The organism is Lewinella sp. IMCC34191, assembly GCF_003390935.1.
Taxonomy (GTDB): domain Bacteria; phylum Bacteroidota; class Bacteroidia; order Chitinophagales; family Saprospiraceae; genus Neolewinella.
Map to the genome: position 1 here is coordinate 981,949 of NZ_QNQZ01000001.1, position 23,889 is coordinate 1,005,837.

Annotated in this window: 20 protein-coding genes; 10 read left to right on the top strand and 10 right to left on the bottom strand. The window is 57.3% G+C overall.

Going from position 1 to position 23,889, the window contains the following annotated elements:
* Positions 1-7 precede the first annotated feature (7 nt).
* Positions 8-2,206 carry a peptidase domain-containing ABC transporter gene (locus tag DRW39_RS03925; RefSeq protein ID WP_116105654.1) on the top strand — a complete coding sequence of 733 codons (2,199 nt, stop codon included), beginning with the start codon at positions 8-10 and terminating at the stop codon, positions 2,204-2,206.
* 2 nt (positions 2,207-2,208) lie between these two features.
* The gene (locus DRW39_RS03930) at positions 2,209-3,462 is read left to right on the top strand and encodes an HlyD family efflux transporter periplasmic adaptor subunit (RefSeq protein WP_116105655.1); all 1,254 of its coding nucleotides are present in this window, start codon (positions 2,209-2,211) and stop codon (positions 3,460-3,462) included.
* A 3-nt stretch (positions 3,463-3,465) separates the two neighbouring features.
* Here the strand turns inward: DRW39_RS03930 and radA are convergent, their stop codons facing one another.
* The 5 genes from radA to DRW39_RS03955 form a co-directional block, all read right to left on the bottom strand.
* Positions 3,466-4,875 (bottom strand): DNA repair protein RadA, encoded by a 1,410-nt coding sequence (radA, locus tag DRW39_RS03935; RefSeq protein ID WP_116105656.1) that lies wholly within the window; start codon positions 4,873-4,875, stop codon positions 3,466-3,468.
* A 55-nt stretch (positions 4,876-4,930) separates the two neighbouring features.
* Positions 4,931-5,836, bottom strand: coding sequence for a DMT family transporter (locus DRW39_RS03940; RefSeq protein ID WP_116105657.1), 906 nt, complete (start codon positions 5,834-5,836; stop codon positions 4,931-4,933).
* A gap of 67 nt (positions 5,837-5,903) precedes the next feature.
* Entirely contained in the window at positions 5,904-6,629 is a 726-nt protein-coding gene (locus tag DRW39_RS03945; protein WP_116105658.1) for a ZIP family metal transporter, read from the bottom strand.
* A gap of 47 nt (positions 6,630-6,676) precedes the next feature.
* Positions 6,677-7,228 carry a phosphatase PAP2 family protein gene (locus tag DRW39_RS03950; protein ID WP_116105659.1) on the bottom strand — a complete coding sequence of 184 codons (552 nt, stop codon included), beginning with the start codon at positions 7,226-7,228 and terminating at the stop codon, positions 6,677-6,679.
* Between the two features lie 6 nt (positions 7,229-7,234).
* On the bottom strand, positions 7,235-8,881 hold the full coding sequence (locus DRW39_RS03955; protein ID WP_116105660.1) for a lamin tail domain-containing protein: 1,647 nt from the start codon (positions 8,879-8,881) through the stop codon (positions 7,235-7,237).
* A 91-nt stretch (positions 8,882-8,972) separates the two neighbouring features.
* On the opposite strand from DRW39_RS03955, the gene DRW39_RS03960 reads away from it, so the two are divergent.
* A complete protein-coding gene (locus DRW39_RS03960; protein ID WP_116105661.1) occupies positions 8,973-9,278 on the top strand; it encodes a type B 50S ribosomal protein L31 in 306 nt (101 codons plus the stop codon).
* A 191-nt stretch (positions 9,279-9,469) separates the two neighbouring features.
* On the opposite strand, the gene lpdA is transcribed toward DRW39_RS03960, so the two are convergent.
* Positions 9,470-10,867: a dihydrolipoyl dehydrogenase gene (gene lpdA / locus DRW39_RS03965; RefSeq protein ID WP_116105662.1), complete on the bottom strand. Its 1,398-nt coding sequence runs from the start codon at positions 10,865-10,867 to the stop codon at positions 9,470-9,472.
* Between the two features lie 210 nt (positions 10,868-11,077).
* Here lpdA and DRW39_RS03970 point away from each other — a divergent pair, with 210 nt between their 5' ends.
* Entirely contained in the window at positions 11,078-13,006 is a 1,929-nt protein-coding gene (locus DRW39_RS03970; protein ID WP_116105663.1) for an alpha-1,4-glucan--maltose-1-phosphate maltosyltransferase, read from the top strand.
* Here DRW39_RS03970 and DRW39_RS03975 read toward each other — a convergent pair.
* On the bottom strand, positions 13,001-13,384 hold the full coding sequence (locus tag DRW39_RS03975; RefSeq protein ID WP_116105664.1) for a hypothetical protein: 384 nt from the start codon (positions 13,382-13,384) through the stop codon (positions 13,001-13,003). The two genes, DRW39_RS03970 and DRW39_RS03975, sit on opposite strands and share 6 nt — an antisense overlap.
* 113 nt (positions 13,385-13,497) lie before the next feature.
* Between DRW39_RS03975 and DRW39_RS03980 the strand changes: the two genes are divergently transcribed.
* From DRW39_RS03980 to DRW39_RS03995, 4 genes are read left to right on the top strand one after another with little or no spacing between them, the layout of a single operon-like run.
* On the top strand, positions 13,498-13,857 hold the full coding sequence (locus DRW39_RS03980) for a DUF1573 domain-containing protein (RefSeq protein WP_116105665.1): 360 nt from the start codon (positions 13,498-13,500) through the stop codon (positions 13,855-13,857).
* Between the two features lie 45 nt (positions 13,858-13,902).
* Entirely contained in the window at positions 13,903-15,507 is a 1,605-nt protein-coding gene (locus DRW39_RS03985; protein ID WP_232830055.1) for a S26 family signal peptidase, read from the top strand.
* Positions 15,508-15,510: 3 nt separating this feature from the next.
* Positions 15,511-16,629, top strand: a complete 1,119-nt coding sequence (locus DRW39_RS03990; protein ID WP_116105666.1) for an aminotransferase class I/II-fold pyridoxal phosphate-dependent enzyme — start codon at positions 15,511-15,513, stop codon at positions 16,627-16,629.
* On the top strand, positions 16,626-17,756 hold the full coding sequence (locus DRW39_RS03995) for a beta-ketoacyl synthase N-terminal-like domain-containing protein (protein WP_198664781.1): 1,131 nt from the start codon (positions 16,626-16,628) through the stop codon (positions 17,754-17,756). The genes DRW39_RS03990 and DRW39_RS03995 overlap by 4 nt, the downstream gene beginning before the upstream one ends.
* A 2-nt stretch (positions 17,757-17,758) precedes the next feature.
* Here the strand turns inward: DRW39_RS03995 and DRW39_RS04000 are convergent, their stop codons facing one another.
* Both DRW39_RS04000 and DRW39_RS04005 read right to left on the bottom strand, forming a co-directional pair.
* Entirely contained in the window at positions 17,759-19,684 is a 1,926-nt protein-coding gene (locus tag DRW39_RS04000; RefSeq protein ID WP_116105668.1) for a plastocyanin/azurin family copper-binding protein, read from the bottom strand.
* A gap of 39 nt (positions 19,685-19,723) precedes the next feature.
* Positions 19,724-21,433 (bottom strand): PA14 domain-containing protein, encoded by a 1,710-nt coding sequence (locus DRW39_RS04005; RefSeq protein WP_116105669.1) that lies wholly within the window; start codon positions 21,431-21,433, stop codon positions 19,724-19,726.
* A 95-nt stretch (positions 21,434-21,528) separates the two neighbouring features.
* On the opposite strand from DRW39_RS04005, the gene DRW39_RS04010 reads away from it, so the two are divergent.
* Both DRW39_RS04010 and DRW39_RS04015 read left to right on the top strand, forming a co-directional pair.
* Positions 21,529-22,446: a TIM barrel protein gene (locus DRW39_RS04010; protein ID WP_116105670.1), complete on the top strand. Its 918-nt coding sequence runs from the start codon at positions 21,529-21,531 to the stop codon at positions 22,444-22,446.
* Positions 22,447-22,502: 56 nt separating this feature from the next.
* Positions 22,503-23,099, top strand: coding sequence for a hypothetical protein (locus tag DRW39_RS04015; protein WP_157975915.1), 597 nt, complete (start codon positions 22,503-22,505; stop codon positions 23,097-23,099).
* 1 nt (position 23,100) lies between these two features.
* Here DRW39_RS04015 and DRW39_RS04020 read toward each other — a convergent pair whose 3' ends face one another.
* Positions 23,101-23,886 carry an MBL fold metallo-hydrolase gene (locus tag DRW39_RS04020; RefSeq protein WP_116105672.1) on the bottom strand — a complete coding sequence of 262 codons (786 nt, stop codon included), beginning with the start codon at positions 23,884-23,886 and terminating at the stop codon, positions 23,101-23,103.
* Positions 23,887-23,889: the final 3 nt, after the last annotated feature.

Genomic DNA, 23,889 nt, shown 5'->3' on the forward strand with positions numbered 1-23,889 from the left:
TACCGCGATGCTCGGATTTACGTATTACCGACAGTTTGAGGAGATGGATTGCGGGGCGGCTTGTCTGCGCATGATCGCCCGGGCGCACGGTGAGGATTACGATCTGGAACAGATGCGGGAGCGGACCGGCCTAAGTCGCCAGGGCGTGAGTCTGCTGGGTATCAGTGAAGGGGCCGAGAGCATTGGTCTCCAATCCCTGGCCCTTCCGGTCAGCCTGCAGCAGATGGAGGAAGAAATCCCCCTCCCCTGCATCCTTCCCTGGAATGGCGATCACTTTGTCGTGCTGTATCGGGTTACGGACGGCATCTTCCACGTGGCCGATCCGGATCCAACCGTTGAAAAGGTAGAATACGATAGGATGCACTTCGTGGAAGGCTGGTCGACGGCCTTAACGGAGGATGGGCAGTACCAGGGAAATGTGCTCGTCCTGGAACCTACCCCGGCCTTCCGGCAGCGGGAGCGGGTCGGCAACGGCGAGAGTACGCTGCGGTACATTATGCAGTACGTGCTGAATTACGGCAGGCTGCTAACCAATGTAGGGATCGGACTGGTGTTGGGCTTGTTACTGCAGTTGGCGATGCCCTTCCTGCTCAAGAGCATGGTCGACTTCGGCATCGTGTTGAACGACCCAAACTTCGTCTGGTTGGTCGTAATCGCCCAAGGCGTTCTGATGCTCACGATGGTATTACTCGCCGCCTTCCGACAGTACGCAACCACTCACGTGGGAGCTCGGGTGGATGTCAGCCTGGTGAGTGATTACATTAGTAAACTGACGCGGCTACCGCTCGAGTTCTTCGATAGCCGCAGCCGAGGGGACATCTTTCAGCGACTGACGGATCACGAGCGACTGCGTGATTTCATGACCGGTACGAATGTATTGCGGGTATTCAACCTCCTCAATTTCGTGGCTTTCGCGACGATCCTGGCCTTCTGGAACCTGACCATCTTCCTGGTTTTTCTATTGGGTACCCTTTTGAGCTTCGGATGGGTTGCCTATCTGCAGCGATACCGCCGCGACCTGGACTTTCGGTTTTTTGAGGAATCCGCGAGAAACAAAGAGCAGTTGATGGAGATCATCGACGGCATCGAAGAGATCAAGCAGAACGATGCCGCTCGCCAAAAGCGCTGGGCCTGGGAGCGCAAACGCGCCTCCCTGTACCGCACCCAACTGCGGCTATCCAAACTGGAACAACTGCAGCGGACGGGCGGAACCGTATTCGACACCCTGAAGAACCTGAGCATCACCCTCATTGCCGCGCTTGCCGTAGTGGACGGCACGCTCAGCATCGGAGCCTTGGTGGCCATCCACTACATCCTGGCACAGCTGAATAGCCCAATTGAAGACCTCAGCGAGTTCTTCCGCGGCTACCAGGACAGTTCCATCAGTCTGGAACGCATGAACGAAATCTACCGCAAAGAGGACGAGTACGCCGGCACCGAAAAGCGACTGCACGTCATACCGGACGATGGCACACTACGGGTACGCAATCTTAATTTCCGGTACAGCGCCCCGGCGGCGGTACCGGTACTTGATGGCGTGAACGCCACCTTCCCCGCCGGCAAGGTGACGGCTATCGTAGGGGCATCGGGTAGCGGTAAGTCTACCCTACTCAAACTGTTGCTGGGCTTCTACCAGCCGGAAAGTGGTGAGGTGCTCGTGGGCGAAACCAATCTGCAACGCATCGATGCGACCTTCTGGCGCCGCAACATTGGCGTGGTGAGTCAGGACGGCTTCATTTTTAGCGACACCGTGGCCCGTAACATCGTTCTCGGTGACGAGGCCGTTGATGAGCACCGGCTCCTTCGCGCGGTACAGGTCGCGCAGATCGCGCGGATCATCGAACGGCTGCCGGAGGGTTATCAGACCCGTATAGGCTCGAGTGGACTGAGCCTGAGTAAGGGAGAGCAACAGCGCATCCTGCTGGCGCGGGCGATCTACCATCAGCCGCGTTACGTCTTCCTGGACGAGCCGACCAGCGGGCTGGATGCCTTCACCGAGGTAACCATTATGGACAATCTCTTCGAGCACCTCAGCGGATCCACTATCGTGATCGTTGCCCACCGATATTCCACCTTCGAGCAAGCCGACCACATCATCGTGGTCGAGGAGGGTAAGATAGTAGAGCACGGCAGCCACAAGAAACTGATGGAAAAGCGGGACAACTATTTCCGCCTCGTCAAGAATCAAACCCTGCTCGGTAGCTAGCCATGCGTGTACAACGGTCACAGGAGGTGGAGGAAATCATCGGCACCCCGGCAAGTTGGCTGACGCGCAACGGCACCTGGGTACTGGCGGCAGTGACCCTGTCGCTGACGCTGCTCGCTTCCTTCTACAGCTACCCCACCACCGTGTCCGGTGATCTTCTTCTAACCACGGTGGATCCACCCCGCCAACTCGCGGCCCGACAAGACATTGAAATCCAGCGGGTACTCGTTGCCGACGGCGAAGAAGTAGAGGCCGGACAATTTATATTAGTCGCCAAGCAGGGATCCGTGAAGTGGGAACATGTGCAGTACGTGGACGAACAGCTGATTGCCATCGACAGCGCTAGAGCCGATAACTTGGTCGACCTCAAGATACCTACTACCTTGACATTAGGAAGTTTACAAGATGCCGTTTACACCTTCTTAGACCGCCAGGAGCTGTACCGCAGCCTCCGGGGTCGGCGCCTCGAGCAGTACACGACGCGGGAGTTACAGGAAAAAATTACCACGGCCGATCGCAGCGTGGAGAGCATGCAAGCCGAAGGGGAAGAACTGCAACGCAGCCTGGAATTGGCGCGTGCCCAGCTCGAGCAGGAGGAAGGACTTGCCACCAATGGCACCCGCTATACCGAGCGGATCAACGCCGCCCGCCGCCGTGCGGAAAGGGCGGAGGAAGCTTTGCAAAGTCACTACGCGAATTTGCGGGCCGCCCGTTTCGAGATCGAAATGATGCGGAACCAAATCGACGCATACCGTTCGGGTAAACAGGGAAGCTCCGAGGAGGCAGGTAAACAGCTCCTCCAGGCCTATGAGGACCTCGCGGCAGCCGTAGCCACCTGGAATCGCAATTTCACGACCACTAGCCCAGTGTCCGGAACGGTGGTCCTCAATCCGGCCATCACGGAAGACAGCCACGTTCCGGAAGGGGAATTGCTGGCGACCGTTTTTCCACTAAACGCGGGAAGTACACTCGGACGCGTGGAAGTCGATGTGTTAGGTAGCGGACGGCTGGAAATCGGCCAGCGCGTCGTCATTGAATTCCCCAAGTGGCCGGCCCTATCCTACGGAACGGTAGCGGGCCGGATAGATGAGATCGGCCTAGTGCCAGTGGACGGTAAGGTACCCGTGCTCGTTTCTTTCCCGCAGGGACTGGTGACCAGCACCGGTTTTACGATATCTCCCGAACCCTTTCTGCGGGGCGAAGCGAGCATAATTATCGACAAGCGCCCCCTGATCCGACGGTTGCTGGGTTTTTAATTGTCAAGCAATCAGGTCGTCGTACAGTTCCCGCACGGTGGAAACGGTATGTATACGGATGCTGTAGCGGTCAGGATCGAGGCCCTTCACGTTATATTTACTGACATAGATTCCCCGGAAACCGAGCCGGTCGGCCTCCTGGATCCGCTGCTCGATGCGGGTCACCGCCCGGATTTCCCCGCTCAACCCTACCTCACCGGCAAAACACAGCTCCGGGGAAATACTGACATCCTGCGCCGACGAAAGCAGCGCCGCGATGATGGACAGATCGATGGCGGGATCGTCGACCCGAAGGCCGCCCGCGATATTCAGGAATACGTCCTGGTTACCCAGTGACAGGCCGGCCCGTTTCTCGAGTACGGCAAGTAACATCGAAAGCCGGCGTAAATCGAATCCGGTCGCTGACCGCTGCGGGTTACCGTAGACCGCCGCGCTGACCAATGCCTGCACCTCGATCAACATGGGCCGCATCCCTTCCAGTGTCGCACAGATCGCCGATCCGGATAGGTTTTCGTCGCGCTCGCTGAGGAGCAATTCGCTGGGATTGCTCACTTCCCGTAAGCCGCTGGCATCCATTTGGTAAATTCCCAGCTCGTCGGTCGAGCCAAAGCGGTTCTTCAGGGTACGCAGGATGCGGTAGGTGTAATTGCGATCGCCCTCGAACTGGAGCACCGCGTCTACAATGTGTTCCAGGAGCTTAGGTCCCGCGATGCTACCTTCTTTGGTGATGTGGCCGATTAGGAAAACGGGGATGCCGCTTTCCTTGGCGAAACGCTGCAGTTCCGCCGCGCACTCCCTTACCTGGCTGACCGTACCGGCCATGCTTTCCACGTGCGGGCTTGCCAGCGTCTGAATGGAATCGGCGATTAGCAGATCTGGCTTAAGCGTCGCGGCGTGTTTAAGCAGCTTATCGGTATTCGTTTCGGTCAGGAGGTAGCAGTTTTCGGTTGACCCGCCTAGCCGGTCCGCCCGCATCTTGATTTGCTCCTCGCTTTCCTCTCCGCTGATATACAGCACCCTTTTGCCCAGCCGGAGAGCCAATTGCAGGAGCAAGGTCGACTTACCGATACCGGGCTGTCCGCCGAAGAGAACGATGCTGCCGGGTACGATGCCTCCCCCGAGAACGCGGTTGAGCTCCTTGTCCGGGGCGACCATCCGTTCGACTTCTCCGGCGGTGACTTCATTGAGGGGTACGGGTTTCGGTCCCCGACCAATCGGGCCGGCGCTGACGGCCGATGTACCGTTGCCGACGGTGCGCCAGTCGGGCTTATGCTCCAGTCGGTCGTTTTTGGTCTTGACCACCTTTTCTTCTACAAGCGTATTCCAGGCTTTACAGGACGGACACTGCCCCATCCACTTCGGACTTTCGGCTCCACAATTTGTACAGAAGAAGGCAACTTTGACTTTGGCCATAAGGTGTTATAGATAGCTGTGAATCGAGTCCGCGAATATAAAACATTTTGTTTTATCAGGCCTTGCTGCGGCCGATAATCACCACTCCCGCTATGATGCAACCCGCCCCCGCAGCCTGTAGGTAGGTCATCACTTCGCCCAGGAAGTAGTACTCCAGGACAATGGTGGCCACCGGACCGACGGCACCTACGATAGCGGCATCGCCGGCCCCGAGTCGTTTAATTCCTTCGGTGACCAAATAGCTCGGGATAACCGTGCAGAAGATAGCCATGACCGCCCCGTAAACGTACACCATATTCGGAAGCCCCAGTAGCGGCTCGCTGCTGATGGACACGTGACAAATAACCGCGATCGCCGACGTGGTAAGCGCCAGGCTGGTAAACCGCACGTTCCCCAGCCGGGGCGCCAGACGTCCACTGCCAATCACGTAGGTTGAATACAGAAAGCCACTTAGGAAAACCAGGGCGGCGCCGCGCAGGAAATTGGCATTATTCCCAAGATCCGAACCGCTAAACGCCACCATGATTCCTAAATAACAAAGGCCCGTAGCCGCCCACTGCACCGGGCGGATTTGGGTTCCGAACACGACTCGCTGCAGGATAAGCACCAGGGTCGGATACGTAAACAGAATGACGCGTTCCATGCCCGCTGATAAGTACTGCAAGCCGAGAAAGTCCGTGTAGCTGGCCAAATAATACCCCACTACGCCGAGAATGACGATGGTGACCCAGTCGCGAACCGTCATTTCCGCCCGCTCCCCCCGCTTCCCGCTTTTGAAGTAGCCGATGAGGAGGAATATGGGGAGGGAAAAGATCATGCGCAAACCGAGCAGGCTGATGCTGCTGACCTCATACTGGTAGGCAAGCTTAATGATTACGCCCTTGCAGCTAAATAGCACCGCGCCCAGCAACAAGCACAGGAGACCGATGGTGCGGGCACTAAGCGGGGGAGAATTACGCATGCCTGCAAAGGTCGCACGCCGAATAAAGCGAATAAAGCGTGATATGCAGTGAATTACAACCCGTGAGTTAGTGGGCCGTCAGGTAGGCCACCCCCATACCGGCCACGATAATTAGAAACTTTCGAATGGATATGCCGTGGCTGTGGGAGCCGTCCGCCTCGAAGAGAATGGTCGTGGAGATGTGCAGAAAACTACCGACCACCAAGGCGAGGATGCGGGCCCGCCAGACCGGGTCTATGCTGAGTAACTCCCCCAGCACCGCGCCCGCCGGCGTCAGCAGACCGAAAACGGCCAGGCAGACCCAAATAACGGGCCGCCCGTACCCGGAACCGCGTAGCAACAGGGCCAGCGCAAAGGCCGCCGGTAGCTTATGCAGGACGATCCCGAACAGTAGATGCTCGCTGTGATGGTAAGCTTTGCCGGCAACTTCCACGCCCGTCCCCAGGGGTAAGCCTTCCAGCAGCGCGTGTAAGCCCAGGCCGATCATTACACGGAGCGCGAATCCCAGACCTACTCCTTTGTGGGCGTGAACGTGCCCGTGCTCCACCCCCTGGCTGAATCCTTCCAGCAACAGTTGGATGAAGAAACCCATCAGTAGCCACAGCCCAACGCCGGACACCGGCGTTCCAAATACTTCCGGGATGAGTTCCAGCGCGGCGATTCCGAGTAAGTATGCCCCGCTGAACGAAAGCAGACTGGGCAAGAGCGTCCGGTAGCGCTCGCTTCCCACAATTGCCAGCGCTCCGCCGAGCAGCGCGCTGAATAGTAGGAGAGCATATTGCCAAAGAACCATAGGTGGGTAGTAAAACCAGGAGTGACTGCAAACGTCCGAATACCGGATTAGGTTATCGCCCACCTGCCCGCCAAACGTCGGTAAAGGAGGAACCCGAGGATAGCAATACCCGTACCCAGCAGGGCACCGGCCAGAATGTCACCCGGGAAATGTTTTCCAACGTACACCTGCGCCAGGGAGATCGATAAGGCCCAGGCAAACCAGGCTAGTCGCCAGTACCATTTCCGTACAAAGGTGAGCATAAGCAAGGTTGCCACCGCGAAATGATTGGTAGCGTGATTAGAGGGAAAGCTCAGTTTTCCCCCGCAACCCACCAGTACCCTCACTTCACCCGCTAGTGACTCGGTCGCGCAGGGGCGAATCCGACCTACCCACGGTTTGATCACCGAAGCGGCCAGCTGATCGGCTACGGCAATGACGGCCCCGATGCACAGCAACAGGTACAGTGTCTTACGGTAACCATATCGGTTCCAAAGTAAGTAGGTCACCAACATATAAAGGGGCAACCAAGTCAGCTTATCGCGGTAAACCGGCAGGACGGCGTCGAAAATAGGATTAGCTATATCCTGGTTCAAAAATTCGAAGATGCTTGCTTCCATAGGTGATCAGCCGGCCAATATGCCCACGAGTTTGTTTTGGAAACGATCACCGTCGGGCGAGAAGGTTTCGATCAAAAGTACGTATGCCCCTACCGGTTGCAGGCGGCCGGCCTCATCCTTGCCATCCCAGAAGAGGCTGCCGGACCGGGCTAGCAAGGCAACGCGGGTCATCGTACGAATCAGGTGGCCGGCCGCGTCAAACACCCGCACAGTAGCCTGAAGCCCGGGCCGGCCGGCTCGGTAACCCAGTTCCAGACGATCCGGGAGTATTCCGCCCCGCGGGTCGAAGGAATCACTCACCAGGTAGAACGACGCGGAACCCTTTCCATCTTCCCCAACCTGCTGCGAGTTGGGCAGCGTAGGTGTTCCATAACCGACGGTTGACGCCGCCGAGTACCAGTTGTCCCGTTCCTGGGTAGGCCGGTCCGCGGCAAGCCGCTCCAGACTTACCCCTTCGGTGGGATTGAGGAGCTCATCGTGAAGATCGCCGGTGTAGTCGAAGGCATCGAGTACGGTCCCGTCCTCCGCTAACAGGGTGATGTTTCCCCGTTCATTGGGAAGGCTAGGCAGATTGGTTTCTATTATGGCCGACACACTGGCTCGGGGGAAGAATTGCCGAACGTGGTTGGTGTCGGCGGTTAAGACGGCGAGTTGTCCAGGCCGAAGAATATAGGAGGCGACCACTGGCTTAGGGGCACCGACGGCGAATGTGTTGTCTACCGATATACCCTGCAGTTGGATGGCCAAGAGGGAGTTGTTCAGTATTTCCACGTAGTCTCCTCCCCCCGGTACGGGGTCGAAAAGCACTTCGTTGATCAGCAAATCCCGTGGACGCGGTGTACCGGGTCGCAATAGCTGGGTCGTGAAGGTATCCATGGCCATATTACCCGAACAATCCCGATAGCCCGGAAGGACTGCCAGCTCGTACACCCGACCCTCTTCCAGTCGTATAGCAAACTGATAGCCCTCCGCCGATCGTTCGGCCTGCACCGATTCTCCGTTAATCTCCACCAGCAGGCGGGAGAAATCATGAAGCGCGTCGTCAAATACGAGTGTAAAACCATCCTCGGCAATATCCACGCGGACAATCTTCGGCGGATCCGCATCCAACACCAGTCCATTAACACTGTTGGTCTTCCCCGGGGTACCGCCCGAATCGGACCGGGTAGCCGTCCAGGAACCGGGACAAAGCGGATCGTCCAAACCATTGTATTCCAGACTATAACCACCATTGTCCCGATTATCATCCCGATACCATTTTTCGGTGTAGCGGATCTCCGCAAGCGTGTCGCCCTCTACCATCAGCGTGATCACGTCTCCCGAATTGGTCAGGCCGGGGAGGTCCATACCGGCTACCGGGATGCCAAGCTGGCGCCAGGCTGCTAGCGAGTCTGATGGTACGAGGACCAGGAAACTATCCGGTTGGAGAACATCGTTTTTACCTGCGCTCGCCGCCCTACCTCCGCTGGCGATGGCGATGGATTCCAGGGCGATGGGGATGGGGCCCGGGTTGAAGAGCTCGATGTACTCGGTCCGGGGGAGCCCGCGCGAGGGCGTCGGGTCGGCCATGAATTCACTGATCAGCAGGTCCTGCCCGGAGAGTAAAACCGGCAGGAAGAGGAGAGAAAAGTGCGTAAAAAGCAGGCGAGCCACCCGGCGAAGATAGAATTTACGCCGCAGGTGGCTGGTTATTAGGGTATGTAATAAAAAAATCTTACCTTTGCGCTCCTAAAATTAGAAAGCGATGCAAAAGGAACTGCACCCCGAATCCTACCGTAAGGTTATCTTCCGTGATATCAACGCTAACGTGAGCTGGCTGGGCAAATCCTGCGCCAAGACCCGCGACACCGATACCTTCGAAGACGGTAAGGAATACCCCCTGGTCAAACTGGAGATCTCCAGCGAGAGCCACCCGTTCTTCACCGGTAAGATGCAATTCGTCGACACCGCCGGACGGATCGACAAGTTCAACAAGAAATTCGGTAAGAGCCGCTTCGCCAAAAAGGTGGACGAGGAAGACAAGCCCGTCGAAGAGGCCAGCACCAAGTAAGGCAGCCTGTCCTTCAAAAATTAGAAAGCCCCGTAGTGCCGATTGGTGCTACGGGGCTTTTTGCGTGCGGGTGTAGTGCCCCCTGGTTCCTCGAGCGGTAGCTCGTGTGCCCAGGGGGCATGAAAGTAGAAGAGACATGTCGTCCCAGACCGTCGCCAGACCAGCTAGCGCTGGGCGGACGAGGGTTCAGGCTACAAATGGATCACTTCATCGTAGGCCGCGGCGGTGGCTTCCATCACGGCTTCGCTCATGGTCGGGTGCGGGTGGACACTTTTGATGATCTCGTGCCCCGTGGTCTCCAGGTTGCGTGCGGCAACGACTTCGGCGATCATTTCCGTTACATTGGAGCCGATCATGTGGGCACCTAGCCACTCCCCGTACTTCGCGTCGTAGATAACCTTGACGAACCCTTCCTTGGCACCGGCGGCACTGGCCTTTCCGGAGGCGGAGAAGGGGAATTTACCTACTCGGATTTCGTAGCCTTCTTCCCGGGCTTCGGCCTCGGTCATGCCAACGCTCGCGATTTCCGGCGAGCAATACGTACAGCCGGGAATGTTACCGTAGTCAAGCGGCTTCGGCTTGAGACCGGCGATGTTTTCGACACAGATGATGCCCTCCGCGCTGGCTACGTGGGCCAGAGCGGGTCCGGGAACAACGTCACCGATGGCGTAGATGCCCGGGACGTTCGTTTTGTACATATCGTTGACCTGGATGACACCCCGTTCGGTTTCGATGCCGAGATCTTCCAGTCCGATATTCTCGGTATTGGGCGCAATGCCTGCGGCGGACAGCACGATGTCGCATTCGATCACTTCCTCCTTACCCGTCTTCCGGTTCTTGGCGGTGACCTTGAGGGTGTCTCCACTGGTATCGACCTTCTCCACGCTCGTGTTAGCCAGCGTTTTAATGCCTTTTTTCTTGTAGATCTTAGTCAGTTCCTTCGAGATCTCGGGATCCTCGCGGGGGACGAGGCCCTGCTCCATGAATTCCACGATCGTCACTTCGGTGCCGATGCTGTTGTAGAAATAGGCGAACTCGACGCCGATAGCGCCGGCACCGACAACCACCATCCGCTTGGGCTGCTTCTCCAGCGACATGGCTTTGCGGTAGCCGATGACCTTTTCACCGTCAATGGGCAAATTCGGGAGCGCGCGGGCGCGGGCACCGGTAGCTACGATGATGTGCTCCGCATCGTAAGTGGTGGCTTTTCCATTTTCGTCGGTCACCTCGACCTTCTTGCCCCGGACCAGTTTGCCGTTTCCGGACAGCACCTCGATCTTATTCTTGCGGAAGAGGAAATTGATGCCCTTGCTCATGCCGTCGGCAACGCCGCGGCTACGGCCGATCATCTTCTCGAAATCGGCTTTGGCGTCCGCTACTTCAATTCCGTAATCGGAAGCGTGGTTGATGTACTCGAAGACCTGAGCGCTCTTCAGGAGTGCCTTGGTAGGAATACAGCCCCAGTTCAGACAGATACCGCCCAGGCTTTCGCGCTCGACGACCGCTACTTTCATGCCCAGTTGGGCGGCTCTGATTGCGGCGACGTATCCGCCGGGTCCGCTTCCAACAACGATGAGATCGTAAGCCATAATGCTATTATATTTTATACCGGGCTGCACCGGAGTGAAGCCGACAGGTGTGGTTTCGGGCGGCGAAGATAGGGTTCTGGAGAATTTATCCCCTTCAACAGCCCCCTACGATAGAAAAAGGGGGAAGCCTATTGAACGTACACCCCGCGAATCCTTTCTATCCCTTTACGAGCATCTAACACTTCAAAACAATAAACCTCCCAAGAGACTATGCAGAACCGCACCGTAATCGACCACGTCACCCCCCAGGTAAACAACGGAAGATTTCCCATTAAGAAAGTTGTCGGCGAAAAGGTGAAGGTATCCGCGAAGATCTTTGGCGATAGTCACGACTATATCCGCGCCCTGGTTGAATACCGGAAACAAGGAACGGATAACTGGCAGGTAGTCGAGATGGAGGAAGATGTCAACGACCTCTGGGAGGCAAGTTTCGAAGTGACGGAGCAAGGCTTCTATGATTACCGCCTCGTGGCCTGGATCGATCACCTCAAAACCTGGTACAAAGGCTTTAAGAAAAAGGAAGCGGACGGCCAGGACATGGGCGTGGAATTACAGATCGGGGCAAATTTTTTAAGTGAGAAAGCCGACAAGGTCGACGGTAACGATAAGCACCGCATCACCGAGGCCATTCAGCGCCTGGGTGGTGATAATCAGGGAGAAGCCGTTAAGTACGTTCTCGGCGACGAGTTTGCTTCCCTCCTGCACGATTATCCCCTCCGCCAGCTGAACACCGTATACGATCCGGGCCTGCAGGTTAAGGTAGGACGCAAGAAGGAGCGCTTCAGCAGCTGGTACGAGCTGTTTCCCCGCTCCACCTCACCGGACATCAACCGCACGGGTACCTTCAAGGACGTCGAGGCCCTGCTGCCACGCATTCAGGAATTCGGCTTTGACGTATTGTATATGCCCCCCGTGCATCCCGTCGGTTACCGCAACCGCAAGGGCCGTAACAATGCCACCAACGCCATGGAGGGCGAGCCCGGTAGCCCCTGGGCCATCGGTTCCCACGAGGGCGGTCACAAGGCTATACTGCCGGAGCTGGGCAACATCGACGATTACAAGCATCTTATCAGCCGGTCCAAGGAGTTTGGCATGGAGGTCGCACTCGACCTCGCCTTTCAGTGCGCGCCGGACCACCCCTACATCAAGGAGCACCCGGAATGGTTCATCTGGCGTCCGGACGGAACCATCGCCTACGCGGAAAACCCACCGAAGAAGTACCAGGATATCGTTCCGATCAACTTCGAGAGCGACGATTGGCAGGCGCTGTGGAAAGAACTTCTGGAGGTGACCCTGTACTGGTGCGAAGCCGGCATCCGGATCTTCCGGGTGGACAACCCCCACACCAAGCCCTACCGCTTCTGGGAATTCATCATTAAGGAAACCAATGCGCTGTACCCGGACGTGATTTTCCTCGCGGAGGCATTCACCCGCCCGGCAATCATGGCGGAATTGGCCAAACGCGGTTTCCAGCAGAGTTACACCTACTTCTCGTGGCGGAATAGTGCCGCCGAAATGCGCGAGTACGTCGAAGAGCTGACGACCACCGAACTGGCCCACTACATGCAGCCCAACTTCTGGCCGAATACGCCCGACATCCTCGCCTACGAGATGATGGGCGCGAACGAAAATCAGTTTGTCAAGCGCTTGTTGCTAGCCGCCACCTTATCGAGTAGCTACGGACTCTACGGCCCGAGTTACGAGCTGATGGAAAATCGCGGCAACACCAACGGCAAGGAAGAGTACTACGACAGTGAGAAGTACATGGCCCGTCATTACGACTGGTCATACCGCAACCGGATTACAGAAACCTACAAGCGGATCAACCAGATCCGGAAAGATCACGCCGCTCTTCAGCAGACGAACAACATCGTCTTCACCGACTCCAGCAATCCGAACCTGCTGAGCTACGTCAAATACAGCGACGACCGCAGCAGCATCATCTGGACCATCGTCAACTTCGACCAGCATAATCCCCAGGTCGGGTATTGCGGAGTTCCGCAGGACATTATCGGGAAGAACAACTTCCAGGTGACGGACCTGCTCACCGGCGATACGTTCTGGTGGAATACCGAAGCCAATTACGTTCGTCTGGACCCTGGCTACTGGCCGGCGCACGTGCTGCGGGTGGACCTATAATTGCTCGCGCACAAAGAGGTATTGCGTACTACCACCGGTCGTACTGGCATTGCCTTCGCTCGGCAGCACCATCGCCTCCACGTAGCGCCAACCGTTGGCGATGAGGTAGTTCACGGCGTGCATCACGCTGTTGAACTTGATGCGGTCGTTCGTCCCCGGATCGTTCACCTCCATGCGCTGGCGGGAAGCTCCCCCGATACTCTGACCGTAGTCAATGAAGATGGTCACCTTGCTGGAAAGGAACCGTTCCTGGGCGATCATCCGGATCATTTGTACCTCCTGAAGATTGTTGATATTGACGCCATCGACGACAACCTGAGCAAAGGACGCGGTGCTGGCGGTGATCATCAACACGGCGGCAAGAAGTAGCTTTTTCATGTATGTATTCATTTATCGATATAACCGGCCTGTTGGTCTGTTCGCATGCGGGCCGGCCCAAGTATAGCTTTTCCTTAACGAAATAGTCACGCCGCCACGACGTTTACTACCCAATGCTGTACCTGATCCTGTCCCTCTCCCTGCTAGCGCCGCCGGAAAGTCCGGTAGAATGGTTGCAACCACTCACCGTCACCCTGGAGGATACCTTCCAGGACGAGCCGGTGACCTACACCTTCGAGTTTCAGAACCTGACCGACGAACCGCTGGTCGTGGATAATGTCCGCGTCGGTTGCGGCTGTACGGCGTCGGAGTACTCGGATATCCCCGTGCCCCCGGGCGAAATCGGCACCATCACGGTGACCTACGATGCGGATAGCCCGGGCTACTACCGGAAATACGTGAAGGTTTTTTTCCGTGACCACCGGGGCGGCCACAAACTCTGGATGGAAGGTTTCGTCGAATCGGCGGAATGAACCGTGCGCGAAGGCTTACCTTCGCGGCCACATTAAACGAATGCTATGACTTGGTTGACCTGGGTCCTCCTCCTGGGCTACATCGGCCTTAGCCTGGCCCTATACCGATTATTTCCCCGCGCCGGTCGTCCGGCCGTGCATGCCCTGATTCCGGGCTACAATATGTGGGTGGTGTCCGAACTCGTCGGGCGCAAAGGCAGCTACAGCCTGTTGCTGCTGATCCCTTACTTCAACATGATCTGGTTTGCCGGTCTGATGGTCGACCTGGCCCGTAGCTTCAACCGCTTCGGGTTCTTCGAACACGTACTCGCCGTCGTGGCCAGCTGGGGCTACTTCGGCTGGCTGGGCACCCAGGATCCGGTTTACCGCGGCCCCATCCTGGAGGAGGAGCGGGAATGGCAACGTCAGATCGCCGTGGCCGAAAAGGCGAAAGACGATCGGGAAGTACGGAAGCTTCGTAACAATTCGGTCTTTCACAAGCCCGTGCTCCGCGACTGGGCCGAGGCGGCCATCTTCGCCATTTTCGCCGCTGCCCTGATCCGGCTGCTGCTTATCGAAAGCTACATCATCCCTACGCCTTCCATGGAAGGCAACCTAAACGTGGGCGACTTTCTATTCGTATCGAAGGTCAACTACGGCCTGCGGTTACCGGAAACCATCCTGATGCTGCCGCTGGTCCACAACCGGGCGCCGGTGGTCGGCGGGGAGAGCTACGTCGACGGGGCTTCCCTACCGTACCGCCGCCTGCCGGCCCTGGAGAACATCGACCGCTATGACCCCGTCGTATTCAATGTTCCCTCCGGCGACAGCGTCTATATCTTCCCGTACCGCACGTATTCGGCCAACGACTACGAAATGGGGAACATCGATCCGAATGCAGCCGCCGCTATACGCAGTGGACGCGCCGAGCTCGTAACCCGTCCCCGGGACAAAAAGGACCACTACGTTAAACGTGCCGTTGGCCTGCCCGGCGACCGGCTGGAAATCCGTAACCGGCAGGTCTTCATCGATGGGGAGGCGATCGCCCCACCGAAAAACGTTCAGTTCCGCTACGACGTCAACTTCAGCGGACCACCGAACCAGTCCAGGTGGTCGGATATGGGGATCGCACAGATGGATATCCAACCGGTCAGCGCCACCCGCTTCCTGTTGGACCTGAACGAGGAGCAGGCCGCGGAACTCCGCCGATCCTATCCGAAAGCCACCGTCGAATTTTTCGACCAGACCCAGCCCAACGGCGTACGCCTCTACCCCCACAGCGAAAAGTACTTCGGTAACTGGACGGTGGACGACTACGGTCCGATCGTCATTCCCCAGCGGGGCATGACCATCACCCTGGATGAACGCAATTACCAGTTGTACTGGCGCCCCATCAAGGTCTACGAAGGCAATGAGGATTTCGCGATGCGCAACGGAAAGTTCTACCTCGGTGGTAAGGAAATCACCGAGTATACTTTCCAACAGGACTACTACTGGATGATGGGCGACAACCGCCACAATTCGGAGGACAGCCGCGTATGGGGCTTCGTCCCCGAGACCCACATCCTCGGTAAACCTTTATTCATCTGGTTTTCGGTCAAGGAAGGCAGCCTCTTTAACGGTGTCAACTGGGATCGCATCTTCCGTTCGGCGACCAAACAGGGAGACTAGACTTTGGCCCATACGGACTTTCTACACGCACGGCTCCAGGAACTCCGCGAGGCGGGGCAGTTCCGCGAACTCCCGTCCGAACGTTCCGGAGTGGATTTCTGGTCCAACGATTACCTGGGATTTAGTCGCCTCCATGGGGTGAAGTCAAAATACGAACACATTGCCCCGGGAAGCCGGCTGATTTCCGGCAATCACCCGGGCATTATCGCGCTGGAGGACCAGATCGCTAACTTTCACGGCTTCCCCGCCGCGCTACTCTTCGGCAGCGGCTACACCGCTAACCTGGGCCTGCTGAGCTGTATAGCGGGCCGTACGGACACGATCGTCTACGACGAGCTCATCCACGCAAGTTTGCGTGACGGCATTCGCCTCAGTGGGGCGGCGGCGCGCAGGTATAAACATAATCGCGTGGAGGAGGCTGAACGCCTCCTCGGTCAATCCCGGTCAGACGGACAGACCTTTCTCGTAACGGAGGGCAGATTTAGTATGGACGGGGATACCGCTCCCCTATCCGCCCTGGCGGATATCTGCACGAAACACGGCGCGCTGCTGATTGTCGACGAGGCCCACTCCGTCGGATTGGACGGCCCCCGGGGCGCCGGACTCGTCGCCGCTCATCAAATTCAAGATCGGGTCTTCGCTGATGTAGTAACCTACGGGAAAGCACCCGGCTTCCACGGCGCGGCCATACTGGGGAGCACGGAATTACGCGATTACCTTATCAATTTTTCTCGCCCCTTCATCTTTTCAACCGGGCCCAGGCCCGGTCAAATTGTCGGCATCCGACACGCCTATTCTCTGCTTGAGCATCGGCAGGAAGAGGCCTATCGACGTCTGCTGCGCATCATCGAGCACTTTAGCCGGACCGCCGCGGAATTGCTACCCGGTTGGATTGACGTGACTACCGGACCTATACAGTTGGTCCCCTTTGCGGGCAACCAGGCCGTCATGCAAATGGAGGAGTGGCTCCACGATCAGGGTTTTTTGGTTAAGGCGATTCGCTCCCCTTCCGTTCCGCGGGGAACGGAACGGCTACGCATCTGCCTGCACGCCTTCAATACACCGGCCGAAGTCACGGGCCTGATCCGCTCACTAGCCGAAGGACGAAAGAGATGGTCATGACCTGCAGCATAGCCGGATACGGGGCCGTTTCTGCAGCCGGAACGGATTCAGCCTCCGCGGCAAACACCTACCGAAACGGTACACGGACCTGGCGAATGGACGACGCTACCGGACTGCCCGTATTTCCGGTCAACACGGACAACCTTCCCGAAGCACTTACCGAATACTTCAAGGAGCGCGAAACCGACAGGGCGGGTCAACTGGCGCTCGCCGCGGCGGTCCAGGCGGTAGACGCAGCCGGATGGAAGGCTGAAGATTTTAGCATCCTCGTTGGTTGCAGTCGCGGTCCGACCACTACCTGGGAGGCTACCTTCGATCAGTTTCGGGACAGCGGCTTCCCGCCGGTACGCACCTCTCCCCGTACTACCCTGGGGAGTCTTGCCTTTTTGCTGGGCGACTACTTTCAAACCGGTGAACTCACTACCGGTCTGAGTGTCACTTGCTCCAGTGGCAGCCACGCCATTCTCCACGGTATGGCCCTGCTTGCCGCGGGATTGACCGACCGCGTATTGGTGGGGGGTACGGAAGCCCCCCTTACGCCATTCACCATCCGCCAGATGCAGGCCTTGCGGGTATACGCCGAGCCTGCCGATCATACCACATATCCTTGCCGGCCGCTGACGTCCGAACCTACGGGCATGGTGCTGGGAGAAGGTGCCGGCTTTCTGGCCCTGGAACGAATTAGCCCAAATTTTTCACTACGGATTGATGGAGTCGGGTTCGCCCGTGAGCAATCGCGGAGCTCGACCGGGATAACGCCGGACGGAAAAGCGTTGCAGGCCGCCATGCGCCAGGCGATGCTCGGTCAGTCACGTATACCGGATCTCCTTATGCCCCACGCTCCGGGGACCAGAAAGGGCGACGCCGCGGAGCATGCGGCCATCCAAGCAATTTTTGGCGATCAGAAGCCGGTGCTGACCTCCACGAAGTGGGCAACCGGCCATACGTTCGGTGCCAGCGGACCACTGGCGCTCATCGCCGGTCTGCAAATGCTGGAAGCCGGGGAGTGTTGGCTCCCCCCCTATCTTGCCTCAAACTCGCGTGTCGCCCCGCTTAATCAAATAATGGTGAATGCGACGGGATTCGGTGGGAACGCACTCAGCGCGGTTATTTCGCACGTAGGATAAGCTTACCGAGAGGGCTCCGCTTTAACGATCAGCACTCCGCGCATGACCTTGTAGTGACCAGGAACGGTACAAACGTACTCGTATACACCAGGGCGGGTTGGTGCGGTGAAATAGATGGTGTCTTCCGTTTCGGGGGCTACCAGTTCGGTATGCACCAGCACTTCGTCGATATTCGGAATATAATCCTTGGCAGCACCACTCAGCCCGAGATCGAGTGCGGCCTCCCCTACCCGATCACCCATCTTTCCGCTGGTGAGTACGAAGTTGTGCTCCATGTCATCGGGGTTTTGAAAGGTGAACTTGATGCGGGCGCCCGCGGTGGTGTTCAGGACCTGCTGCTTGTACTTCATGCCGAGTGCTGACTCCAGCAGGATTTCCTGGTCGAATTTACCATTCCAATCGTCGGGCATATCCGTCGGCCGTTTTTCCGAACCTGCCTCGGCGGTTATCTCACCCGCCGTTCCGCTGCCCTGCCCGCCGCCGGGGATGGCATTAAGGGTGTAGTAACCGAAGTCATGGAGCAGCGATTCACCGCTGAACCCTTTGATCGCCCCGAGCTTGATCTCGTAGATGTAGCCCGGACGTAGTTCGTTCAGCGTGACGCGTACAGTCTTCCCGTCGGGTTGTAATTCAGCGGAGACCACCGAATTTTCCTGAATGTCGACTACCGGGCTGCCGTAGTTGTGGTGGTAGATGTACGTAAAGTTCTGGAAGGAAAACCGTTCCGGACTTACGCTCGCCGGAGCGACGGCTTTGGTGAACTCAATGTCAAAGCCCGATTCCGTGGCCCGGACGCTGTACATTTCGAAGGGTGTTTTTCCCGTCCACGCTAACCGTTCCAGGGCAAATTCTTCCCCACCGGTTGCCGCCCATCCGCGGGCAGTCTGCCCGGCGTAGAGGGTGTTGTTTGGACCGAATTCCAGGCGCAACAGACCGGAACTGAACCCTTTCCGGAAGGGAAATACAACCCCCTGGTATTCTCCCTCGACTTTCTCCATTGCCACCCGCATGATTTTGCTCTGCCCCTGATCGCTGACCAGCATTTGATCGGTGAAGGGACCGAAAGCTCCACCCGTGCGGTCCGTGATAATGGCGGCCGTGGATATGCCCAGGATGCCGTGTGGAAACCATACCGCCGGCAACTTGACGTTACCTAACTCCTGCTTGGCGCGGTACATGGTTTGAAACTCATCGTTCAGTTGATCCTCTTTCAGTTCGATGGTGGAGCCTTCCTCACCTGCCCAGGCCAAACTGGCGGGATGCCCGGCGAAGTCACCTTGCTCAAGATGGGTGATTCTTCCCGATCCGATCCAGTCGCCCTGGTTTTCCGCTACGAAGATGTCGCCTTCGGCGTTCGTACCAAAGCCGGCCGGACTGCGCATGCCGGCGGCGTAAGGAATTTGCCGGCCTTCGCCCGGCAGATAACGCATCATCCATCCGCGGAAGGGCGAATTGCTTACCCCGCGGCCCTCCCATCCGACGTTACGGGTGGTGACGAAGCTGCCGTCCGGCAGAAACATGGGTCCGTAGTGGTATTCGTGGTAATTCCCGGTCAGGGGCATATCGAAAACCGTTTCGTAGACGTCAGCGGTACCGTCTCCGTCACGATCGCCGAGTTTGGTGACCTCCCCGCGCTGGGCGACGTATATCGCGCCGTCGTGAATGGTCAATCCGAGGGGCTCATGGAGACCGCGAGCGAATAAACGGTAATCGGGATTTTCGTCTGCGGGGTTATCGATAATCCATACTTCACCGCGGCGGGTGGTGACGGCCAGCGCGCCGTCGTCCATGAAATCCATCCCCCCGACTTCGAGTTTGATATCCTCGGGAATATTGACTTTAGTGATCTGGTAATAATCACGCTCTTCCTGTGCTACCAGCGAAGAGGTAATGATCAGGGCTAGTAATGAAATATAGGATCGCAACATGATCGAGATTTTATGGAAAGAAGCGGAGTTATTCTCCGTTTACCAGTCTAAGGAAAAGGTGAGATGCTCGCCGGGTGGCAGTTCGGCGACGAGGCGCATCGTACCCTCGCCTTGTAACAGGCGCAAGCCTCCGGAAGCCAGTTCCAGAACCTGAATGTTAAGTCCCGGATTCACCGTTTCAAAGACGCCGGGTGCGGTCTCGCGAATCTCCGATGCGGCTGCGATATTCGTTGTCAAAGTTTCTCCTTCCGCGCTATTGGTAAGCGTACGCTCCAGGCCCCGATCGGTAGGAATAAAACGGTCGGAGACCTCTCCGGCTTCATCCATATCAAAATAGAAGGTGGGTCTGCCGTTTTCGTCCAGTTCGTAGCGCCGGTGCTGCAGATTGGTTGCTTCCGTCGGCCAATTCCGACCCTCGGTGGTCCACTGAGGCCGTCCGTCAAAGGAAATCGCCGGTCCGAGTGCGCGAACGACCTGAGGTTCGCCCCGATCCTCCCACATCTCGCTTACATCGACAAAGGGGCCGCGCCAAATCTGTAGCAACGCGCCGTTCTGCAGGTCGTAGCTGTAGTGTGGGCCGTCCAATTCGCCCACGTTGATCACGTGGGTACGCTTTTGGGTATAGTCGTAGACGCGCGCCATGGGAAAATTCAGGAAACTCCGCAGCAGGTAGGGGCGATCGTCAGTTTCGACCGGCGTGGTCTCGGCGCTGCGTGGGGTAGCTATCGCCTGCCCCTCCGGCATATCATTGAAGGAACGTCTTTTCTGCTCGCCGAAGGCGTATTTCAGCAGAAGATGGGTCCAATTGGTTTCCTGGTAATGATCCAGACGCACCTCGTGGGTTCCCTCCGAAAGGTTCACCGTGCCTTCGTTTTCAATGCCTTCCGTGTCCGGGCCTAACGCCACGACCTCCTTACCGTCGATGTAAAGCGCGGAATGCGTGGAAGACCGCAGGAAGAAGGCGTAATCTCCAGCCTTCGGGACGTTGAGATCCCCCGTGAATCGGATCGCGTAATCGCGGCCTTGTTCCCGGATGGCACCCAGGTCGAAGCGCGATATATAGCCTTCTTTAACGGGTTCTTCTTCGTCGTAGTCATCAAAGGTTTCGGGACTTCCGTCTACATCGTAGTAGGCATAGTGGATCAGGGGTAGATTCAGGTCCACCTCTCCGTCGCTGGTCAGCATGGAAGCCTTTCCGGCTTGTCCGGCACTGCTGAGGCCCGTTACGGACATTTCTCCATCGGTAACCTCCAGCTGGAGCGGGCCGGGCGTAGCGGACCCCTTGGAGAGCGGTTGCTGATAATAAACCAGATTACCATTCAGGTAAGCGGCTACCAGAAGCGCCGGAGTTGCCTCGGTAGCCGGTAAATAGGCCAGTTCGAGGTTTTGCCACACGTTGGGTCGGATGTCCACGGGCGAGCGCATTACCGCAGCCGAATCAAGCTCCAGGGAAGGCAGATAAAGGGCGTGCTGTCCACCGAGAGAAAGCTTGCCCTTGCCCCCATCGGATAGGCGGAAATTGAAAGAGAAGGTCAATTCTTCGTGATTCGGCAGTAATTCGAGACTGGCGGGGGCGGAAGCCGTAAGGGTCCCACCAGAGTCGGTCCATCCCTCGGAAGCGGATGGCTGGAGTTTGTCCAGACCGGACGACTCGTAGCGTTCGTCGGTGTCGACTTGTTGTACTTCCAACGGATCGCGGTTACAGGCCGCGGTGAGCGCTAAGGTTAGCAGAATGATACATCGTAGCATGGCGGCAAGGTAACCGATTAGCAGGGAATTGAATAATGGCCTTTTAGGTCATTATGCGGGGGCATTTGTAATTTACCGACCATAACTACTCGATCATGCACCGCCGACAAGCCATTAAATTAACTACCGCAGCCTTGGGATTAAGCCCAATTGCCTCTGCCTCTACCCGGCAGGAGCAACACCCCCCGGCCGCAGCCGCCTTCAATCTGGCATTTGCTCCCCACGGGGGCATGTTCTCCAATCTGGCCGGCGACGACATCCTGGATCAGATCCGCTGGGCGGCGGACCAGGGATTCCACGCCTGGGAAGACAACGGGATGCCCAACCGGGACGTGACGGAACAGACCAAGATTGGCGAACTCCTTAACCAACTGGATATGCAGATGGGGGTATTCGTCGCCAACAAAATCAACTGGCGGGAACCTACCCTCACCAACGGGGCCGGTGAGCACCGGGATGCCTTCCTGGCCGACATCAAGAACGCCATCGAGGTAGCCAAGCGCTGCAACGCGAAGTGGATGACCGTCGTTCCGGGATTCGTCCAGATGCGGTTGGAGCCCTATTACCAAATGGCCAACGTCGTAGAAACCCTCAAACAGGGCGCCGCGCTATTGGAGCCCCACGGACTAGTGATGGTACTCGAACCCCTGAATTACCGCGACCACCCCGGACTATTCCTTACCAAGGCCGCCCAGGGTTATGCCATCTGTCAGGCAGTGGGAAGTCCTTCCTGCAAAATTCTCTTCGATATTTACCACCAACAGATTCAGGAGGGCAACCTGATCCCCAACATAGATGCCGCCTGGGAGGAGATCGCCTATTTCCAGATCGGGGACAATCCCGGCCGCAAGGAGCCTACGACCGGCGAGATCAACTACGAAAAGGTATTATCACACATCCACTCGAAGGGCTTTACCGGGGTGTACGGCATGGAGCACGGTAAGAGTATGGATGGAGTGGAAGGAGAAGAGGCCGTACTGGACGCCTACCGCCGTGTCGACGTGACCATTTAAGCAAGTCTGCTATGCAATTGTGGATTTTAGTACGGATTGTAATGGGACTTCTACTGATGTCCCTCGTCGCCTGTACGGATTCATCATCGCAAGCAGACGCGGCCCCTTCTGCGGATAATCAGCCATCTGACGACAGCAAGGCGGTGGGACAGCGCAACTCTTCGGGTGGGCTGGCATGGGCAAGCAAGCGATATGAACGCGTCCTGCAAATGGAAAACTCCGGTGTTCTTGATTGCGATACTTTGTCTTACGATTGCCAGTCTTCCGACAGAGCGGGAAAAATCATTATCTGCAGGGCAGACGGCGATCTAGTCCGGGTCCAGCATGAAATTGATGCCGGACCCGGAACTATCGCAGCTGAAACCTACTACTACGACGGATCTGCCGTATACGTAGCCGAAACGAGCGCCTTCTCGCAAGTTCAGACAGCCGAATCTCCGGGGCCCGGACTGGTCCGGCAAGAACGTCGCTATTTCGAATCCGGCAACTTACTTGACCGAGAGTTCCGCAGTTACCCTCCCTTGCCGGAGGGTAGAGAGCCTACCGAGGTAGAGTTCGCCTACGAGCAGTCTGGGGATACCGTCGACGAGATTCTCGGCAGCGACGCTTTATTCAACGTTGCCGAGGAGACGGCTTACGATTGTGATCGGTAAATTATTCCCCGTACCAGTCCTCAAGTCTGACTTCAATGTCGTCGTTCTCCGCGTTAACCAGACGGCGAAATTCTTCCACGTCGCTCTTCGTTTCGTCCTGGTTGCGGTAATGGTAGGGATAGACAACTTCCGGGGCAAAGGCGAGAACCGACTCCGCGGCCTGGTTGATGTCCATTGTGTAGGGCAGGTTCATGCATACGAAGGCAACGCTAATGTCTTCGAGGTTACGCATGGCGGGCACGCCTTCGGTATCTCCGCTGATGTAGTAGCGTTCCGAACCGAAATCGAGCACATAGCCGTTGAAATCACCCTCCGGGTGAAAATTCTCTTTGGGTGGGGGATTATAGGCAGGAACAGCCTCGATGTCGATGTCGTCCCACGTCCAGTTTTCTCCATTCGCCAGGGTGTGCATCTCGGCGAAGGAAGTATCCTGTAGGGCGTCCATGACGGCCTGTGGGGCAACCAGGGTAGCCTGGGTAAGATCGATACCGCTGAGGGTTTCCGGATCGAGGTGGTCACCGTGGGTGTGGGTGATGAGGACCAAATCTGGTGCCCCGTAGGACGTGTAGCGCTCGGCACCGCCGTGGGGGTCGACAAAAATGGTGCGCTCTCCTTGTGTAAGTACGATGGAGCCGTGGTAGATGGGATGAGCCTCTACGTCTGCATTTTGTTCTTCCGAAGTGGTTTCGAGTGCTGCTTCCGCTGGCTCGTCCGAAGCGGTGGTTGCGCCGTCGCCACAGGCGGTTAAACACATTAAGGTGAGCGTGTATAGGAAAAAGTGCTTCATCGG

Coding starts and splice junctions, on each gene's coding strand:
- DRW39_RS03940 (WP_116105657.1), bottom strand. CDS start 5,836: ATGCGTAATTCTCCCCCGCTTAGTGCCCGCACCATCGGTCTCCTGTGC.
- DRW39_RS04015 (WP_157975915.1), top strand. CDS start 22,503: ATGTCCCTCGTCGCCTGTACGGATTCATCATCGCAAGCAGACGCGGCC.
- DRW39_RS03925 (WP_116105654.1), top strand. CDS start 8: ATGCTCGGATTTACGTATTACCGACAGTTTGAGGAGATGGATTGCGGG.
- DRW39_RS04010 (WP_116105670.1), top strand. CDS start 21,529: ATGCACCGCCGACAAGCCATTAAATTAACTACCGCAGCCTTGGGATTA.
- DRW39_RS03960 (WP_116105661.1), top strand. CDS start 8,973: ATGCAAAAGGAACTGCACCCCGAATCCTACCGTAAGGTTATCTTCCGT.
- DRW39_RS04005 (WP_116105669.1), bottom strand. CDS start 21,433: ATGCTACGATGTATCATTCTGCTAACCTTAGCGCTCACCGCGGCCTGT.
- DRW39_RS04020 (WP_116105672.1), bottom strand. CDS start 23,886: ATGAAGCACTTTTTCCTATACACGCTCACCTTAATGTGTTTAACCGCC.
- DRW39_RS03980 (WP_116105665.1), top strand. CDS start 13,498: ATGCTGTACCTGATCCTGTCCCTCTCCCTGCTAGCGCCGCCGGAAAGT.
- lpdA (WP_116105662.1), bottom strand. CDS start 10,867: ATGGCTTACGATCTCATCGTTGTTGGAAGCGGACCCGGCGGATACGTC.
- DRW39_RS03970 (WP_116105663.1), top strand. CDS start 11,078: ATGCAGAACCGCACCGTAATCGACCACGTCACCCCCCAGGTAAACAAC.
- DRW39_RS03995 (WP_198664781.1), top strand. CDS start 16,626: ATGACCTGCAGCATAGCCGGATACGGGGCCGTTTCTGCAGCCGGAACG.
- DRW39_RS03985 (WP_232830055.1), top strand. CDS start 13,903: ATGACTTGGTTGACCTGGGTCCTCCTCCTGGGCTACATCGGCCTTAGC.
- radA (WP_116105656.1), bottom strand. CDS start 4,875: ATGGCCAAAGTCAAAGTTGCCTTCTTCTGTACAAATTGTGGAGCCGAA.
- DRW39_RS03945 (WP_116105658.1), bottom strand. CDS start 6,629: ATGGTTCTTTGGCAATATGCTCTCCTACTATTCAGCGCGCTGCTCGGC.
- DRW39_RS04000 (WP_116105668.1), bottom strand. CDS start 19,684: ATGTTGCGATCCTATATTTCATTACTAGCCCTGATCATTACCTCTTCG.
- DRW39_RS03930 (WP_116105655.1), top strand. CDS start 2,209: ATGCGTGTACAACGGTCACAGGAGGTGGAGGAAATCATCGGCACCCCG.
- DRW39_RS03950 (WP_116105659.1), bottom strand. CDS start 7,228: ATGGAAGCAAGCATCTTCGAATTTTTGAACCAGGATATAGCTAATCCT.
- DRW39_RS03975 (WP_116105664.1), bottom strand. CDS start 13,384: ATGAAAAAGCTACTTCTTGCCGCCGTGTTGATGATCACCGCCAGCACC.